This is a genomic window from Caldithrix sp. (assembly GCF_056497305.1).
Genome location: NZ_JBSMDE010000127.1, coordinates 1 through 17,784, shown reverse-complemented (window position 1 = coordinate 17,784; position 17,784 = coordinate 1). Strand labels below are relative to the sequence as shown.

General features: G+C 47.1%; 12 protein-coding genes. 4 read left to right on the top strand and 8 right to left on the bottom strand.

The features are described 5' to 3' along the window. Positions 1-31: 31 nt before the first annotated feature. The 7 genes from ACWB0I_RS10485 to ACWB0I_RS10455 all read right to left on the bottom strand — a co-directional run bounded on the left by ACWB0I_RS10485 (position 32) and on the right by ACWB0I_RS10455 (position 11,079). On the bottom strand, positions 32-1,408 hold the full coding sequence (locus tag ACWB0I_RS10485; RefSeq protein WP_479388010.1) for a sigma-54-dependent transcriptional regulator: 1,377 nt from the start codon (positions 1,406-1,408) through the stop codon (positions 32-34). Beyond that, entirely contained in the window at positions 1,405-3,408 is a 2,004-nt protein-coding gene (locus tag ACWB0I_RS10480; RefSeq protein WP_479388009.1) for a sensor histidine kinase, read from the bottom strand. Before ACWB0I_RS10480 ends, ACWB0I_RS10485 begins: the two co-directional genes overlap by 4 nt. 959 nt (positions 3,409-4,367) lie before the next feature. Then, positions 4,368-5,354 carry a hypothetical protein gene (locus ACWB0I_RS10475; RefSeq protein WP_479388008.1) on the bottom strand — a complete coding sequence of 329 codons (987 nt, stop codon included), beginning with the start codon at positions 5,352-5,354 and terminating at the stop codon, positions 4,368-4,370. 59 nt (positions 5,355-5,413) lie between these two features. Beyond that, positions 5,414-7,210, bottom strand: coding sequence for an ABC transporter ATP-binding protein (locus ACWB0I_RS10470; protein WP_479388007.1), 1,797 nt, complete (start codon positions 7,208-7,210; stop codon positions 5,414-5,416). Between the two features lie 203 nt (positions 7,211-7,413). Next, positions 7,414-8,673: an ABC transporter permease gene (locus ACWB0I_RS10465; protein WP_479388006.1), complete on the bottom strand. Its 1,260-nt coding sequence runs from the start codon at positions 8,671-8,673 to the stop codon at positions 7,414-7,416. 23 nt (positions 8,674-8,696) lie between these two features. Beyond that, positions 8,697-9,974: an efflux RND transporter periplasmic adaptor subunit gene (locus ACWB0I_RS10460; protein WP_479388005.1), complete on the bottom strand. Its 1,278-nt coding sequence runs from the start codon at positions 9,972-9,974 to the stop codon at positions 8,697-8,699. Continuing rightward, entirely contained in the window at positions 9,967-11,079 is a 1,113-nt protein-coding gene (locus ACWB0I_RS10455; protein WP_479388004.1) for an HlyD family secretion protein, read from the bottom strand. The genes ACWB0I_RS10460 and ACWB0I_RS10455 overlap by 8 nt, the downstream gene beginning before the upstream one ends. Positions 11,080-11,454: 375 nt before the next feature. On the opposite strand from ACWB0I_RS10455, the gene acs reads away from it, so the two are divergent. Next, entirely contained in the window at positions 11,455-13,356 is a 1,902-nt protein-coding gene (gene acs / locus ACWB0I_RS10450) for an acetate--CoA ligase (RefSeq protein WP_479388003.1), read from the top strand. 270 nt (positions 13,357-13,626) lie between these two features. Here acs and ACWB0I_RS10445 read toward each other — a convergent pair whose 3' ends face one another. Next, entirely contained in the window at positions 13,627-14,613 is a 987-nt protein-coding gene (locus tag ACWB0I_RS10445) for an AAA family ATPase (protein WP_479388002.1), read from the bottom strand. 459 nt (positions 14,614-15,072) lie between these two features. Here ACWB0I_RS10445 and ACWB0I_RS10440 point away from each other — a divergent pair, with 459 nt between their 5' ends. The 3 genes from ACWB0I_RS10440 (at position 15,073) to ACWB0I_RS10430 (ending at position 17,693) form a co-directional block, all read left to right on the top strand. Further along, on the top strand, positions 15,073-15,204 hold the full coding sequence (locus ACWB0I_RS10440) for a hypothetical protein (RefSeq protein WP_479388001.1): 132 nt from the start codon (positions 15,073-15,075) through the stop codon (positions 15,202-15,204). Positions 15,205-15,262: 58 nt separating this feature from the next. Further along, positions 15,263-16,318, top strand: coding sequence for a dual-specificity RNA methyltransferase RlmN (gene rlmN / locus ACWB0I_RS10435; RefSeq protein WP_479388000.1), 1,056 nt, complete (start codon positions 15,263-15,265; stop codon positions 16,316-16,318). 277 nt (positions 16,319-16,595) lie between these two features. Next, positions 16,596-17,693, top strand: coding sequence for a glycosyltransferase (locus ACWB0I_RS10430; protein ID WP_479387999.1), 1,098 nt, complete (start codon positions 16,596-16,598; stop codon positions 17,691-17,693). Positions 17,694-17,784: the final 91 nt, after the last annotated feature.

Below are 17,784 nucleotides of genomic sequence, written 5' to 3'. Positions count from 1 at the left end.
TGACAGCTCTGGGGGTAATGCCCCTGTAGCCTTAGGGCCTGGTGATGCCGTATTTGGCCATTTTGTAGCGTAAATTGCGCTCACTGAGGCCCAGTGTGCGGGCAGCCTGACTTTGATTGTAATGGGCGCGCTGCAGGGCGTCCAGAATCAAATCTTTTTCAAAGGCTTCGATTTTCTGGCGGAAATTACCTTTGTAATAATCGATGGGCGGCGCTGCTTCCGTTTGAGCCAGGGCCCGCATCTGTACAGGCAAGTCATCGGCTTCGATGATTTCTGACCGGGAGAGCACCACAGCGTGCTCAATCACATTCTCCAGCTCCCGTACATTGCCCGGATAATCATATTTCATTAAAATATCCATGGCTTCCCTGGAAATTCCCTTAATCTCTTTTTCGTTTTCTCTGGAAAACTTTTTGATAAAATGATCGATTAGCAACGGGATATCTTCCTTGCGGCTGCGCAGGGGGGGCACTTTAATATTGATGACATTCAGGCGGTAATAAAAATCTTCACGAAAGGCATTCTCTTTAATCATACTTAACAGATCGCGATTGGTGGCGGCAATCAGGCGTACATCGACCGTCAGGGTCTGGTTGCTACCCACGCGCTGAAATTCGCCAAATTGCAAAAACCGCAGCAGTTTGACCTGAACCGAAAGGGGAATGTCGCCCACTTCATCCAGAAACAACGTACCCCCGTCGGCTTCTTCCAGGCGTCCTTTGCGCGATTGTACGGCGCCGGTAAAGGCTCCTTTCTCATGCCCGAACAATTCGCTTTCGATCAGATTTTCGCTGATGGCCGCGCAATTGACCACAATGAGCGGTTTGTTCTTTCTGGGGCTGGCAAAGTGAATGGCCCGCGCAATCAGCTCTTTGCCGGTTCCGCTTTCGCCCTCGATCAGCACAGAGGCCCGGCTGTTGGCCGAACGGGCGGCCATATTCAACACCTCTTCCATTAAAGGGCTGGCGCTGATGATATTGGTGAAGCGATGTTTTTCTGAAAGTTTCTGACGTAATTCGGCGTTTTCCTGGGTCAGCTGTTTGAATTGCAGAGCGCGATTGATGAGCAGCTCGACTTCATCCAGGTCCAGTGGTTTGGTTAGGTAGTCGTAGGCTCCGTCTTTCATGGCTGCTACCGCTTCTTCTACTTTGCCATAAGCGGTCATGATGATCACAGTAATTTCAGGATTAAGCCCTTTTATGGCTTTGAGCAGTTCGTAACCCGATCGGCCGGCCATTTTAACATCAGTTAAAACCAGATCAATGGCATTGTGCTGAACGATCTGCAAAGCCTTGTCGTAATTTTCTGCTTTAAAAACCTGATAGCCACGTTTGTTTAAAAAACCGGCCAGAGACTCGCGTTGAATTCTTTCATCATCTACAACGAGAATGGCAAAGGATTTTTTCACGGTTTACCGTCCTCCTTTTTTACAGGCAATTCGATAATAAATCGCGTACCTTTAATGCGTTGCTTCTGTTTCTGGTAGGGACTTTCAAAGTGGATTTGTCCGCCGTGCGCTTCGACGATTTTTTCCACAATACTAAGCCCGATACCCGCGCCCTGATCTTTGGTCGTGAAATAGAGATCAAAAATTTTGTCTTTAAGTTCTTCTGGAATACCCCGTCCTTGATCTTCAATAAAAATCCGGGCTCGTTCATCTTTAACGTTTACTCGGATTGTAACGGGTTTTGGCTCAGAAGAGCTCTCCATGGCGTTTTTAACCAGATTGAGCAAAACCTGCTTAAACTGATCGTGATCCAGCAGCACGGCGGCGTCTTTTTCTATTTCAATATTTAGTGGCGCGTTTCCGCAGGCCTGCAAAATGGTCTTCAGCTCTGCCAGATATTTAGAAAGTTGTGTTTTCTTAAAATCCATCTGTGGAACGCGGGCGTAGAACAGAAAGGAGTGTACGATCTGGTTCAAGCGCTCGGTTTCCTGGCGAATGGCTGAAGTCATTTGCCGGAATTCCTGCTGATCGTTCTGGGGTTTAAATTCTTTCTGCAAACGCTGAGCCAACATGGCAATGCCATTGAGCGGATTGCGGATTTCGTGGGCCACGCGGGAAGCTAATTCGCCCATGGCCAATAGTTTGCTGCGTCGAGTGCGTATTTCGTTTAATTCTTTCTGCGAAGTAAAATCGCGTACAATGAGCAGGTAAATGCGCTGTACAGACTCGTCAGAATGGTCGAGCCACACATTCTTGCCGCTGATCAGTAGAAAACATTGGTTTAGTTCCAGCGAAACATTTTCAAATTCTTCAAAATGTTTAATTCTATTTTTCAGTTCTTCCGGTAAAAAGGACAGAGCTCCTTCCAGATTGCTGACATCATCGGCCGTGGTCAGTTCTTTAAAAGCGTGGTTCGAAAATTCAATTTGATGACGGTCATTAAAGGCCAGAATTCCGTCGCTCATGTTACGCAAAATGGAGACGGTGTAAAGCTGCATCTGGTTCAATCGTTTTTGCAAAAAGGCAATGTTCTGGCGACTTAAAATAAAGCGCAGGGCCAGAAAACCAAAAATGAGCAACAACAGGGAGTTGAGGGCCAGCCTTTGGATCAGATTATTTTGCAAATGGGTCAGCGCTTCTGTAATTAGCCCGATGCGGATGGTCATTCTGCCCGGGGCGGGTTGCCAGTAATCAAAAATGGTTTTGTCTCTGATTTTTAAAATATTCCAGGCTGGATTGAGATGGGTAAATTGTTCAGGCGGCTGATCCGGAGCCAGATTCAATACTCCGGCCTGCACTATGGGGCGATTGTTTTTCAGCAGCTGTACGTAGAGTATGTCAGGCGCATTGACCAATTCGGAAAGCCAGTTTTTAAACACCTGAAAGCGGGCCAGACGATTGCCCGGCGCCAGGCGTAACAGAGCCACGATGTAACCTCTGTTTGCCACACGGCGTGCGATGAGCAACGGAGGCGCGGGTTTCTTAAATCGATTGGGCCAGATCAGGCTGACCAGCGAATCTTCGGGGAAAGCGTGCAAGGCTTTAAGCACAAAATCGGGGGTGCGTTCAAAATCCGGCCGATGCATTTTGGGCATTCGGGGCAAAGCCAGAGGCTGAAGCGAAGCCGAAAAAAAAAGGATTCGGGCTTTAAGGTTCATGTGGGCAAACATGAACACGGGGCGCATATCGGGGTAGTTCAAGCTGTCCAGGTGTCGGAGTGTCAGCCCGGCCTGTAAGAGTCTCTCTTTGTGTTGTCTGAGTATCTGATCGTCAAAGCGCATCATGGTGCGGCTGCTGCGCACAATGGTTTCGGCCAGCAAACGGCTTTGATCCTGCCACAGTTTGACCAGATCCTTTTTAGTGGAATGGTACTCCAGTAAAGCCGGCAAAAAAATGATTAAAGCCAGGGCTATAAACAGCAGACCTCCCCAGAGGCGAATATTGTTAAAGATTTTTCTCATCCATTTCTCTCCGATTTTGCCCTCTGATTAAGTTACAAAGATTGTGCCAATGAAAAAAGCGCTTATGAAAAGGGAAACCGTAATTTTTTAGAATACTTCCCTCAAAAGATCTGGTCCCGCCACAGCGGGATGCGAAAATTTTTATGCAGTGTGAAGAAGAAAAACTGTTGAATTGTTGATTTGTTGAATGGTCGAATAGGCATTAGTCTGACATTCCGAATTGACATTGATCCTGAATGGAGCCATGAAAGAAAATCTCCAACACAGGTGGTAAGCCTTCCCCCTCTCCCAGATTTTTATTCTGGGACAGGGGGATCGAGGGGGGGAGGGCTAATTCCGGAAATGACTTCTACTGTTGGAGGGGAAGAGTTAAGAGTATAAGAGTGTAAGAGGTAAATGGTTCATGGGCACCGGCCTGTCATTATTTTTATTGGCTCTATTGAGCCAAAGCGACTCTGGAGAGTCGCGCTACGGTATTACAAAAATTTTTGTGCTGAAGGTCCTACCCCTCCCGCCCCCTTCCCTTCTTTTAATAAAGGGAAGGGAGAGCAAATTGTGCAGCTTTGCTAATTTCAAATCTGATATGTTATGATATTTTACAATCTTTGCGCACTTTGTGAATGCTTTGCCTGTCCGGCTGCGCTTGCCAGACGGGCCTGTCAGGCTGGTGCTGCCAGACGGGCCTTTCCCCGAGAATCGTGGCGATGGGATGTTCAGTCTACCAGTGGAGATCTCGAACTGAAGCTCGAGTTACGTTGCGTTTGCGTGTTTTCCAATGGAAGGGATTCTCAGAATGACTTGCCGGCACAGGCCTTCACCGCCTGGGCACAATTGGCCCCTTCGCAAAATAATTCGTAATTTTTAATTTAAATTGATTTTTTGAGCTCTCTGTGGTTGCTTTAATCCCAGCGCAGAAATTTTTTGGGTGGCGGCGATGCTGCCTTAGGGTTATTTCTTCCTTATTCCTCCTGCAAGCGCTCCTTGCGCTTTTCTTCCAGGTAACGGTTGTTCATGGCTTCAATTTTTTTAATGGTTTCCACAATCTCTTCTTTACTCTTGCCTGCCGTCCAGTCTTCCATCAGGTATTTATCGGGATGTTCAATGGCCAGCTCCACAATATTGGAAAGGGGAATCATGTAATAACGGTACAACTGATCAATTTTGGCACACTGCACGTCGAAATTAATGGTCGATTCGTGCTGGTAATTGGTTTTGACCACAAAATCCTTGTCCAGTCGCCCTTTGTTGCGGATGACCTGAATGGCCATGTGCAGGTTGCCGATCCAGCTCCCCACATTGTCGAAGTTCAAAATCTTGTTGGCGGCCCGCGTGGTAATGCTCAATCCGGACTGGAAATCGGGTTTACTGTTCAACACTTTCAAATCGGACAAAAAATAGATGTACATGTTCTCCAGGTCTTCCATGGCCCAGCGGTTAATGGGATATTTTTCTGTATCCAGACTGCGCGGATGGCGCCGGGGGTAGGTAATGACGATTTCATCCGGATCGGCGTTGGCGATGTGGTGGTCGTATACTCTGCGAATCTCAGAGTAACTCAATTGAAAATCGGAATCACTCACGGCCAGATGTTCGGCATTCAGAGCATTGGCAATGTACACCAGCAGTTCCAGCGGATAAGTTAACCCCAGAGGGTTTTCGTTGTAGTGAATGATCTGAACACGCTGCGTTTTGTGAATACTTTTGGCAAAGACGCCGGCCACTCTTTTAGCGCTCTCTTCCCAGGGCGCGTAATCATAAAAGGCAACTCGGGAACGCAGGCCCTGTTCTTCCAAAAAATCGCGGGGATTGTCGCCACAAACAGCTACAATGGTTAAAAACCCTTTCTCCGGAGGGAAAAATTCGTTCTGGCCATTAATGATGTGTTCTAAGTCCTGGTACGACTTTGCCGAATGCAGGTACTGTCTGAATCCAAGAATGTATTTCATTGCAAACCCCAAAATATTTCCGTTTGTTCAGTAATCGTAATAAGCCGGTTATTCTTTAATTAGCGAACCATCGGTGTTGAATGGCTTGCCAGTATCTGATCTTTGTATTGCAACCGGTACAAATGGAAATAAATGCCCTGTTGTTGCAAAAGCTGTTGATGGGTGCCACTTTCGCGCAAACGGCCTTTGTGAAATACCAGAATGCGATCCACGTGCTGGATAGTGGAAAGGCGGTGGGCAATGATGATGGCCGTGCGATTTTCCATTAAGCGTTGCACGGCTTGCTGAATCAATATCTCGGTCTCCGTGTCAATATTGGAGGTCGCCTCATCCAGAACCAGAATACGCGGATTGACGACCAGGGCACGGGCAAAGGACAATAGCTGACGCTGGCCCAATGAAAGAATGGTTCCCCGCTCGTTGAGCCGGGTCTGGTAACCGTTGGGTAATTGTTCAATAAATTGATGGGCATTAACCTGCTGGCAGGCTTCTATTACCTGTTTTTCGGAAATGGATTGATCGTGTAGCCGAACATTTTCTAAAATGCTACCGGAAAACAAAAAGACATCCTGTAATACCACGGCCATGCTTTTGCGCAATCCGCCCAGATCCCACTGCCGGACCTCAATATCATCAATGAAAATTTCACCTTTCTGAATATCGTAATGACGGGCCAGCAGATTGATTAAACTGCTCTTCCCGGCTCCGGTGTGTCCAACAATGGCAACTTTTTCCCCGGGCTTAATCTGAAAGCTAACCTCTTTTAACACATATTCCGGTTCATTGTAGGCAAACCAGACGTTTTTGAACTCAATCTTGCCCTGCACCGGATCGCTCCACCGTCCGTTCGCTGGGCTGCTAATTTCCGGTTTGGTATCCAGCAGGTTAAAAATACGTTCCGAAGAAGCCATGGCCGATTGGAGTACATTGTACTTTTCAGAAAGATCGCTAATGGGCATGAAAAACATTTGCGCATATTGAATAAAGGCTACCAGAGCCCCATAGGTCGTTAACTCTGCGCTTTTTAATATTCCGCCCTGCCACAAAACAATGGCCAGAGCAATGGCGCTGATTAATTCCACAGCCGGGTAAAACAGGGCGTAATAGAAGATCATCTTCACGTAGGCTTCTGTGTGGTGCCAATTGATTTTTTTAAACGCTTCGTAATTTTTCTGCTCGCGATTAAACACCTGCACAATACTCATGCCTGTGATGTTTTCCTGAACGTAGGAATTAATCTGGGCCAGCCATTTTCGAACACTGCGAAAAGCGGCGCGCACTTTGCGCTTAAAAATTGTGGTAATCATGAACAGAACAGGAATCACCGTAAAGGTGAACAGAGCCAGGCGCCAGTTCATGCTCAGCATAATGACGACAATACCGGTAAGCAGGAACAGGTCCCCAAAAATACTGACCACGCCCTGGGTAAACATGTCGTTTAAAGCCTGCACATCAGAGGTAACGCGCGTCATTAAACGGCCCACGGGATTGCGATCAAAAAAGCGAAAAGAGAGTTTTTGCAAATGGCCAAAAATATCGGAACGTAAATCATACATCACCTTCTGGCCAAGCAGCTGGGTAAGGTAGGCCTGAACATAACTGACCAGAAAATTGGCGCCTAAAATGCCCACGTAAAGCGCTGCCAGCATCTTCAACTTTTCAAATTGTCCGCTTTCAATGAAATCATCAATGGCCAGTTTGGTCAGGTAGGGGCCTACAATGCGCATTAGCGATGACACGATGATCAGGAGCACTCCGCCCAGAATCAGATGCTTGTAGGGCAGGCCATATTTTAACAAACGAAAAAATAGTTTGCGGTCGTAAATTTTGCCTTTTATTTCATCACTCTGAATCATTACGCTCCTGCTGTTTTTTAGCACTCAGGCCAGGGCTTCCAGATATCTCTTGAACCACTTGGCCCGACTGCCGGGCTTGAACACTGTTCCAGCACAATGGCCGGGATTGCTTCCTATGACCAATGACTATTTTGAATGTTCCTTTACATCTGCTCATTCAACTTGCTTAAAACTTTGTCTGCAGGCCTCTTTATTCCGGCTGGCTATTCGTAACGCAGGGCATCGATTGGATTGAGTTCAGCTGCTTTGCGCGCCGGGAAAAAGCCAAAAGCAATGCCCACGCCGGCGCTTACGCCTACGGCCAGCACAACCGACCACCAACTGACATAGGTTTCCCATTCCGAAAGGAACGTGATCCCATAACTGAGTAAATAGCCGATGAAAATACCAACCAGGCCGCCGATCACACTCAGCAGAGTGGCTTCCAGCAAGAACTGGCCCAAAATATCTTTGCGTCTGGCGCCCAACGAACGACGGATGCCGATTTCACGCGTACGTTCCAGAACCGAGGCCAACATGATGTTCATGATGCCAATACCGCCAACCAGCAGAGAAATTCCCGCAATGGTTCCCATCACAATATTAAACAACCGTTGCGTTTCCGCGCTTTGTCTGAGCAGCTGTTCGGGCACAATCATCTTGAAGTCTTTCTGGTTCTGGTGTCGCCGGGCCAGAATCGATTCCACAAATTGAGCCGTAGCGACTATTTTTGTCTCATCCGGCACATGGACCACTAATTGCTGGAGCTGGCTGCTACGGGTTGGCCGGTCAAAGCGCACGTACAATGTTTGCAGGGGCGCAAAAATCTGGCGATTGTAATCCACTTCGGTTGCTCCTACCGTACTGACCGGCTGGCGGGCCAGTACGCCAACAACCCGAAACCAGAGCTTACCCAATTTTAGCAACTTGCCCAGCGGATTCTCGGTTAAAAACAGATCGCGGGCCACTTCGGCCCCCAATACACACACCTTTTGAAAACGTTGATCATCCCAGTCTGTAAACAGGCTCCCCTGTTCGATCTGCAAATGCATCAGGTCAAAAAAGCGTGGGCTGGTGCCGGTAAGGGAAATGGTTTTGCTCCGCGTCCGGTAATAGGCTTCCACCTCGTACTGGATGAGCGGAGCCAGGTCATCAATGGTTGGCACAACGCGTTGCAGGGTGTTCAGATCGCTGAAGCGGATATGACCTTCTGAACTGAGTTTGTCATGGCCTTCCGTACTCTGAATGATGATATTGTTCAATCCCAGAGCGCGGATTTGTGAAAGGGTTTGTCTTCGCGCCCCCTCGCCAATAGCCAGCATGGCAATAACCGCGGCCACGCCAAAGATGATGCCCAGCATGGTCAAAAAAGATCGCAATTTGTGCTCCAGAATGCCCTGTAAACCAATCCTTAACAGCTCTTCATCAATGCGTAAAAAGCGATGGAGCCATCTGTTCTGCAGAAGCCTGTTTTTCCAGCGCATGGTCTTCCCTGCTTTAAAATTCCTCATCTAATAATAATGACGCGTCTTGAAACGCTGTTTTTCTTTTTCTTTTTGGGTTTAACCTGTTCCTGCTGGCCAATGGTCGTTGCCCGCAGTTGAATGCGATCGCCTTCTTGAAGCCCTTCGGTAACCACCACAAAATCGCCGTTGCTTTCACCGGTTTTGATGGGAATCAGATCGCCGTCCGCAGCGACAACATACGATTTGCCCTGTTTAATTTGAACCGCATCCATAGGCACCTGCAGAACATCTTCGATTTTTTGCACCAGAATGTTACAGCGCGCGGTCATGCCCGGCTTCAGGCGCGGATCGGTTTCATTCATCAAAATTTCGATATCGAACACATTTTTTTCGCTTTCATCATCCTCATGCGCCAGGGTGGCAATTTCGGTTACCGTTCCGCTAAACACCGTGTCTTTGATGGCATCCAGAAAGATTTCCACCTCCAGACCTTTGCTGACGCGCGAAATTTCGTTTTCGCTGACCGAAGCCATCACTTTCATTTTGCTCTGGCTGGGAATTTCGATTAAGGACTGAGAGCGCCAGGGACTGTAGCCGACTTTCAGCTTGGTCATGCCGCTGCTCTCCCACACCTTTTTGTAAACCACCATGCCGTCAGCCGGTGAATAGATGGTTAGACTCTTCAAGTCTTCTTCCCTTTGTTTCACTTCCAGCCGGGCCTGTTCTACTTCCAGCTCGGCCTGACGTAAACGCGCTTTGTGGATTTTTTCCAGCGACTCTTTTTTCCTAAGGAGCTGGGCGTAGCTGAGTTCGGCCTTTTTTAAATTAAGCTCGATTTCCCGTCGTTTATTCTCCGCTTCGTAAATGGCGTTTTTGGCCTGCAAGCGGGCCTGTTCCAGGGAATAGCTTTCCATTTTGATGTCATTTTCCAGCTGGGCCATTTCATTTTGCATGTCGGCCTTTGTACTGGCCAGATTGGCCAGCGCTGTTTCCAGCTTGTTTTTGGCTTCATGAAGCCGTTGGGCCTGTTCGGAGGTGTCGAACTGAATCAAAAAATCGCCTTTTTTTACAATGGAGCCCTCCGGTGCCAGTTTTACAATCCGAATGTTGCCCCACACATTGGAAGGCGCCTTTACCACAAAGGATTCCACAGCCTGCAATTCGCCCTCCACAGGAATACTGATCAGCAGATCCCCCCGTTTAACCGTGTAGAGCAGCGCTTCGTCCTGGCCCGGTAAAATCCAGAACAGGGCCCCGACAAAGACGAGCAATAACAATACCCACCGGAATTTTCTGGATTTGAACCATGATTTACTCATAGGCTGTCCTGTTCGATTTTAAAACCATTCCTTCCTGCAAGGCTCCACGAACGTACGAAAATCCATCCAGGCGATAAATCAATTCCACTGGCAGACGGGATTGTCCCATAGGTTCAACCCACCACTCTTTCTGCCTGTGGAATACACACCAATCCGGAACGCGAAAGGTGTTGTGGAGCGTGTCCAGGATAATGCCCGCCCGCACCGAAAGACCGGGTCGCAGGCGGTAATTGGCTTTTGCATTCAGAAACACGTCGATCGGATAGACCTTAACCGTTCCCTCTTCCCGCTCCTCGCTGGCAACGCGCGCAATGCTGACCACTTTGCCTTTAAAAATCGTGTCTGGATAGGCGTCTACCGTCAATCGCACTTCTTGCCCTTCGCGGATCAGCGAGCGATCGACCTCATTGATCTTGACCACGGCTTTCATACGCTGCAAGTTGGCTATTTGAATGACCGTTCTGCCCGGCAAAACCGTTTCTCCTTCTTTAATTTTAACCTTACCGGCCGAAGAGCGGTAATAGGGATAGATAACGATGCCCGCATGTTCAGAGATCAGCTTCATTTCCTTTTTCATCAATAGCACCCGTTCCAGATCAATCTGGGCCTGTTCGATTTTGATTCTTGTCAGGCGCTCTTTATTGGCATTAATAATTTTTTGAGATGCCAGATTTTTTAAGGCACGCTCCAGCTGCAAGCGTGTTTTTTCCAGCTCCAGGGCAAATTGTTCCTGCGTAATTCGGGATTCAAAGCGGGCATTGGCCAGCCGCGTGCTGTCCAGCTCGTACTGCATTTTTAATCGTTCAATGGTTTTCAATTGTGTCTCGATGGCCAGGGCGTTTTGCTCCAGAACCTGATTCAATTCCTGTTTTACTTTTAACAACTCTTTTTGGGCCTGAATCAGTCGATCCTGTAAAGGCTGCATGTCAAAATACACCACCGTATCCCCGGGCTGAACAAAACTTCCTTCGGGCGCCAACTGCACAATTCTGTACTCCAGATTCCAGCGCATGGGCGTGTTAATACTATACGTTTCGATCGATTGCAGTTGACCTGTTTCGTACAAAACGGGTAGAGAATCTCTTTGTACAGTATTAATTTGCACAAAACTCTTTTCCACTGGACGATTACAAGTGAAAAAAATACCAACTTGCATTAAAAATATCATTGTTTTATAATATTTTTGAAAATAGAACAGAACTCGGTTCATTTTTTCCTGGAATTTATAAATTACAAATCTTGTTATAAAAATTCAGATAAATTTCAGGAAACATCTGATAAATAAAGGACTGTTTCATGCGATTCATATGGTTACTCAGTTTCAATTTAATGTACCTGAATGTTTCGGGGCTAAATCACTTTTTGCGTTTCAACCCTATCGTTTTTTGTTTGAATAAATGTAATCAATTTTTACGAAAAAAACAGCTTTCAGGATTCAAAAATTTAAAAAAAACGGTTCACCAACAAAAGGAGTCACCCTATGAGCAAATTAGAAGGCGAAGTATTTTACCCTTCAGAAGAAGTGATTGCCCAGGCCAATATCAAGGATTACGACACGCTTTACAAGCGATCAATTACCGATCGCGAAGGTTTTTGGGCCGAAGAAGCAGAAAAGCTGGAATGGTTCAAAAAATGGGACAAAGTTCTGGATGACAGCAACAAACCATTCTACAAATGGTTTGTGGGAGGGAAGATCAATATTGTGCACAATGCCATTGACCGCCATCTAAAAACCTGGCGGCGTAATAAATTGGCTTTAATCTGGGAAGGGGAGCCTGGCGATTTACGTACCTTTTCTTACCATGCCCTAAATCGTGAAGTAACTACCTTTGCCCGTATTTTGCACAGCATGGGTGTGCGCAAAGGCGACACGGTAACCATCTACATGCCGCAAATACCAGAGCTGGCATTTGCCATGCTGGCCTGCGCTAAAATCGGCGCTGTTCATAGCGTGGTTTATGGCGGCTTTAGTGTAGAAGCCCTGGCCGAACGCATTGCCGATGCGCGCAGCCGTGTAGTGGTTACAGCAGACGGGGGATTCCGGCGGGGTAAAATTACCGATCTGAAAAAAACCGTGGATGAGGCTATTAAACGCTCGCCCACCGTTGAAACTTGTATTGTGGTTAAACGCACGGGCCACGAGGTATACATGGAAAGCGGTCGCGATTTCTGGTACCACGATCTGCAACAGCTACCCATTGCCTGCCCCGATGGCCAGCAATGTAAGACCGAAAAGATGGACGCCGAAGACCCGCTCTTTATTCTTTACACTTCGGGAACTACCGGCAAGCCCAAGGGACAGGTACACACCCATGGCGGCTACGCCGTTTACACTTCTACCACTCACCGCTATGTGTTTGACATCAAAGAGGAAGATCGCTGGTGGTGTGCGGCCGATCCAGGCTGGATTACCGGCCACAGTTACATCGTGTACGGTCCGTTGATCAACGGCGCTACGGTAATGATGTACGAAGGTGCGCCAAATTATCCTTACCCCAACCGCTGGTGGAAAATGATCGAAAAATACGGCATTACCATTTTGTACACATCGCCTACCGCCATCCGCGGCCTGATGCGTTTTGGGGATGACTGGCCCAAACGCTACGACTTAAGTTCCTTACGCCTATTAGGCAGCGTAGGCGAACCGATCAATCCCGAAGCCTGGCGCTGGTATTACGAAGTAATTGGCCAAAAACGCTGCCCGATTATGGACACCTGGTGGCAAACCGAAACCGGCGGCTTTATGATTACGCCTCTGCCCATCACGCCTTTAAAACCAGGTTCGGCAACCAAGCCGTTCTTTGGCAATGAAGTGGCCGTTGTAGATGACGAAGGCAATGAAGTCCCGCCGGGTGAAGAAGGCAAGCTGGTCATCAAAAATCCCTGGCCCGGAATGGCCCGAACGATTTACGGCGATCCGGATCGCTACATTGAGACGTACTGGAAGGATTACCAGAAACAGGGCTGGTACAAAACCGGCGATTCAGCCCGAATCGACAAGGATGGTTATGTCTGGATTATTGGTCGCATCGATGATGTGATTAAGGTGAGTGGCTATCGTCTGGGCACTGCAGAAATTGAAAGCGCGCTGGTCAGCCATCCGGCCGTGTCCGAAGCGGCGGCCATTGGTCTGCCCCATGAACTGAAAGGAAATGCCATTCATGCTTATGTGATTTTAAAACACGGCGTAACCCCTTCGCCACAACTGGAACAGGAATTGAAAGACCATGTGGCCAGCGAAGTTGGTCCCATCGCCCGACCGGAAGAGATTAAGTTTGTGGACAGCCTGCCCAAAACGCGAAGTGGCAAAATCATGCGTCGCGTTTTAAAAGCCAAAGCCCTGGGTAAGGACGTGGGCGACTTGAGCACCCTGGAAGATTAAACTCAGATAAATCCACCAAAGCCGTGGGGCACGTTATTGCTTCACGGCTTTTTTATTTTTTGGTGATTCTGAACCAGGATTGCGTGTTTTGAACCAGGATTTGCTTGATTGCAGGATTACCAGGATTGGGTTTTCTTAAGCCGGGAATCTGTGACCGATATTTGGGAAGTCGATTTTCTCTGGAGCATTAAAATCAAGGCAATCCCTAAAACCCATCAATCCCGGTTCAAACCCCGCCCCGACCTTGATTTGGTAATTTTGCGCATGAGATCAAGAATCCTCAATCTGCTTTAACAGATAGTCCACAATTTCTCTGGTTCCCAATCCTTCCGCCTCGGCGCTGTATGAGGTAACCAGGCGATGGCGCAGAACTGGCAGGGCCAGCTGGCGAATATCGTCGATTTCTGGAGTAAAACGATTGTGCAACAAAGCGCGCACTTTGGCGCCTAAAATCAAATTCTGCGAGGCGCGCGGCCCGGCTCCCCAGCGAATCCATTCACCAATCTTCTCGTCGGCTGCTCTACCCGGTCGGGTTAAATTAACCAGTTTAACCGTAAACTCCACCACATTGTCCGCCACCGGCACCTTTCTTACCAGTTTCTGAAATTCCAGAATATCCTGCTTATGAACTACAGGTTCAAGACTTTGCACCTCTTCAACTGTTGTGCGTTTAACGATCTCTACTTCCTGTTCAAACGAAGGATAGTCCAGCCACAGGCTGAACATAAAACGATCTAACTGCGCTTCGGGTAGGGGATAGGTGCCTTCCTGCTCAATGGGATTTTGCGTGGCCAGCACAAAAAAGGGCAGGTCAAGGCCAAAGGTTTGTCCGGCTGCCGTTACGCGATATTCCTGCATAGCCTCCAACAAAGCCGATTGCGTTTTGGGCGGTGTGCGATTAATCTCATCGGCTAAAACGATGTTGGCAAAAACCGGCCCCTTAATGAATCGAAAGGTTTTTTGACCGGTCGTTTTATCCTCTTCCAAGATTTCCGTGCCTGTAATATCCGAGGGCATTAAATCCGGTGTAAACTGAATACGCGAAAATTTTAAATCAAGGACTTCGCCCAATGTTTTAATGAGCAATGTTTTGGCCAGTCCCGGCACTCCGATTAACAGGCAATGGCCGCGGGCAAACAGCGCAATCAGTAATTGCTCGATGATGTCTTCCTGCCCTACAATAATGCGACCCAATTCTTTTTGAATGGTCTGAAAGGCCCTGGCAATGGCTTCTGCGCGTTGAATATCTTCACCCATGATTTTCCCTGTTGTTATTCCTTCTGCAATTCAGTAAATTGGTAACGAATGTTGAGTTTACAGAACATGCGGATTAAAAGCAAGCGGGAAAAAGGGTTGAAAGGTTGATTGGACGACACATCATTGCTCCGGCGTTCTTTTACAAAATGCTAAATCTGCATCTCAAATGCGAATTTTTAAATAAGCTCAAAAGAGGTAATGCATTAACATGCCAAAATTTTTGTGCTGTGTGAGGGAATAAATCTGTTGAGCTGTTGATTTGTTGATTTGTTGAATGAGCATCGAGTTGACATAGCAAATTCCCATTGTTCGTGAATGGTATTTCCAACATAGGTGAGAAAATTCCCCCACCATGCCGTCCCCCTCTTCCAGATTTGTATTCTGGGAGAGGGGGATCGAGGGGGTGAAGGCTAATTGGTGAAATGACTTTTGCTGTTAGAGGAGTAAAGTTAAGAGTATATGAGTGTAAGAGTTAAAGGGTTCCAGGGCACCGGCCTGTCACCTTTTAAAGAAGTTTTTGGTTGCGGCTTTGATGTTTTAGAAATTCGTATTTCGGCCTCAATTGAATACCCCGATGGTTTTGAACCATAATACATAATTCGTAATTTTTAATTTTTAATTAAAATCAGGTCTATTTTAGCGGAGTAAAATGAGAAATATTTTAAACTTAAAGATAGATGAATTGCAAAATTACTTTGAAAAGCTTGGTGAGCCACGGTTTCGCGTGAGGCAGGTTTATCAGGGGCTTTACCAGAAAGGCTACGAGAGTTTTGACGATTTCACAAATCTTTCTAAGACATTACGCAGACAGCTGGCCAGCGATTTTACCCTGCGCGCCCTTAAAGAGCTTGAACGCATTACCTCCCCGCTGGATGGCACGACCAAATTGCTCTGGCAACTTTCAGACGGGATGAAAATCGAAAGTGTGATCATTTACGAAAAGAAACGTGTTACCTTTTGCATTTCATCTCAGGTGGGTTGCGCGCTGGATTGTAAATTTTGCGCCACAGGCAGGATGGGCTGGTTGCGCGATCTGACGGTAGGCGAAATCGTTGAGCAGGTACTGCAAATGAAAAAATTGACCAAACGTCCGCCAACCAACATCGTTTTCATGGGCATGGGCGAGCCCATGCTCAATTACGAGCATGTCATGCGTGCTGCAGAAATTCTGGCCGATGAAGAGGGATTGAATTTTAGTCGCAAAAAGATCACCATTTCCACCAGCGGCATCATTCCGGGCATTCTGCGCATGGCCGATGAACAACGGCCTTTTCGCCTGGCCATTTCTTTGAATGCCGCCGATCAGCAAAAGCGCCTGCAGGTCATGCCCATCGCAAAAAAGTACTCGCTCGATCAGCTTTTGAAGGCAGCTCAATATTACTACCAGAAAACACGCAAACGGATCACCTTTGAATATGTGCTGATCGCCGGATTTAACGATTCGCTTGAAGACGCCCGAAATCTGGTAAAAATTTCGCGCCAGGTGCCCTGTAAAATCAATGTGATTCCGGTGAATTCCATTGATGACCATTTTCCTGCTCCTTCAAAAGAATCGCTTGAACGGTTTGAAAACGCCATTCAGGAGAGCGTTTACGCGGTCACCATTCGTAACCGCAAGGGGTGGGATATTCAGGCCGCCTGCGGCATGCTGTACGCCAGCAACGAACGTAAAAAGCAAAAACAACTATTAAGCTCAAACAACTAAACATGAGATTCCCGTGCAAAACGATCGATTGGACAAAAGATGAGGGCTCGTGCCAGCTGCCAATCCGATCCCAGATTTATTGGGATCCGGAAGGACACTTGCAGCCAGTCTTCACCTATCAGGCACAACTTGCCGTTTCACAAAATAATTCGTAATTCGTAATTTTTAATTAAAAATACTCTTTTGTGCATTCGTAGCTCTGTTGTGTTTTTTGTGGTCGATTGATGGTGGCAGCTGTGCTGCTTTGAATTTTAATTCATAAAGCTTGGAACATGAAATGGATTTATTCTTAGCCCTTTTCTTACTCATCGCGCTACTTTACTTTACCATTCTTCATTTTACCTTTTGGGGACTAAAAAAATTACCTCTAAAAGAAAAAAGTACTTTTCCGCAAATCTCCGTTGTTATTGCGGCCCACAACGAAGCCGGGCGCATTCGGCCTCTTCTACGCTCTCTTGAACAATTGGATTATCCTGCAGAGCGTTACGAAATCATTCTGGTAGACGATGCCTCCACCGACCAGACGGCGGCCATAATTGAGTCTTTTTTGCCCAAACACGCTCACTGGCGACTCATTCGTCTTAAATCGCAGGACGGCTTTTTAAGCGGGAAAAAACGGGCCCTTAAAGAAGGCATTGAACAGGCCCGCGGTGAAATCATCTTTACCACCGATGCCGATTGCACCGTCCAGCCCCAATGGTTGCGCTACATGTCGGCCTATTTTGAATCTGATGTGGACATGGTGGTTGGTTATTCTCCCCTAAAACGCCTGAAAGGTTGGTTAAACCTAATTTTACAATTTGACAATCTGTTTTCGGCCATTGTGGCTTCGGCGCCAACGACCTGGGGTCTGGTTTTTACCAGCGTGGGTCGTAATCTTGCATATCGAAAAACGGCTTATCAAAGAGTTGGCGGATTTGACGCTTTGAAAAAATACCGCAGCGGCGACGATGTGTATTTAACCGAGCGCTTCCGTCAAAAGGCAAAGGGTAAAATCGTTTTTTGCCGCCATCCGCAAACTTTTGTACCAACCCTTCCGGTCAACGATTTCAAAAAATTCTGGCATCAGCAGATCCGTAAAAACAGCAAAACTCTACGTAAAAACCTGAGCAACACGCTGTTTTCCTTTTTTGCTTTTTTTATTTACTCTTTTCTCTGGTTCTTCCCATTGATTCGGCCGCAATACCTGATGATCTGGCTAGCTGTCATTACCTTTAAATTGCTCCTGGAATTCATCACCCTACGGTACGCAACCCATCTCTTTAATCGTCGCTGGCTAATTCCCTCTATTCCGCTTTTTCAACTCTTTTATCCGTTGTACATTAGTTTTTTTACCTTCTTAGGAACTTTCCAGGTTTATCAATGGAAAAAATAAAAAGAATTCCCTAAATTGCTGGGGCAGGCATAACCAGAGCAATAAAAAGCCAATAGCGGGAATATGAAGAATATCATCAAACAAAAATTAA

Coding starts and splice junctions, on each gene's coding strand:
- ACWB0I_RS10465 (WP_479388006.1), bottom strand. CDS start 8,673: ATGCGCTGGAAAAACAGGCTTCTGCAGAACAGATGGCTCCATCGCTTT.
- ACWB0I_RS10470 (WP_479388007.1), bottom strand. CDS start 7,210: ATGATTCAGAGTGATGAAATAAAAGGCAAAATTTACGACCGCAAACTA.
- ACWB0I_RS10460 (WP_479388005.1), bottom strand. CDS start 9,974: ATGAGTAAATCATGGTTCAAATCCAGAAAATTCCGGTGGGTATTGTTA.
- ACWB0I_RS10445 (WP_479388002.1), bottom strand. CDS start 14,613: ATGGGTGAAGATATTCAACGCGCAGAAGCCATTGCCAGGGCCTTTCAG.
- ACWB0I_RS10475 (WP_479388008.1), bottom strand. CDS start 5,354: ATGAAATACATTCTTGGATTCAGACAGTACCTGCATTCGGCAAAGTCG.
- rlmN (WP_479388000.1), top strand. CDS start 15,263: ATGAGAAATATTTTAAACTTAAAGATAGATGAATTGCAAAATTACTTT.
- ACWB0I_RS10440 (WP_479388001.1), top strand. CDS start 15,073: ATGAGTGTAAGAGTTAAAGGGTTCCAGGGCACCGGCCTGTCACCTTTT.
- ACWB0I_RS10430 (WP_479387999.1), top strand. CDS start 16,596: ATGGATTTATTCTTAGCCCTTTTCTTACTCATCGCGCTACTTTACTTT.
- ACWB0I_RS10480 (WP_479388009.1), bottom strand. CDS start 3,408: ATGAGAAAAATCTTTAACAATATTCGCCTCTGGGGAGGTCTGCTGTTT.
- acs (WP_479388003.1), top strand. CDS start 11,455: ATGAGCAAATTAGAAGGCGAAGTATTTTACCCTTCAGAAGAAGTGATT.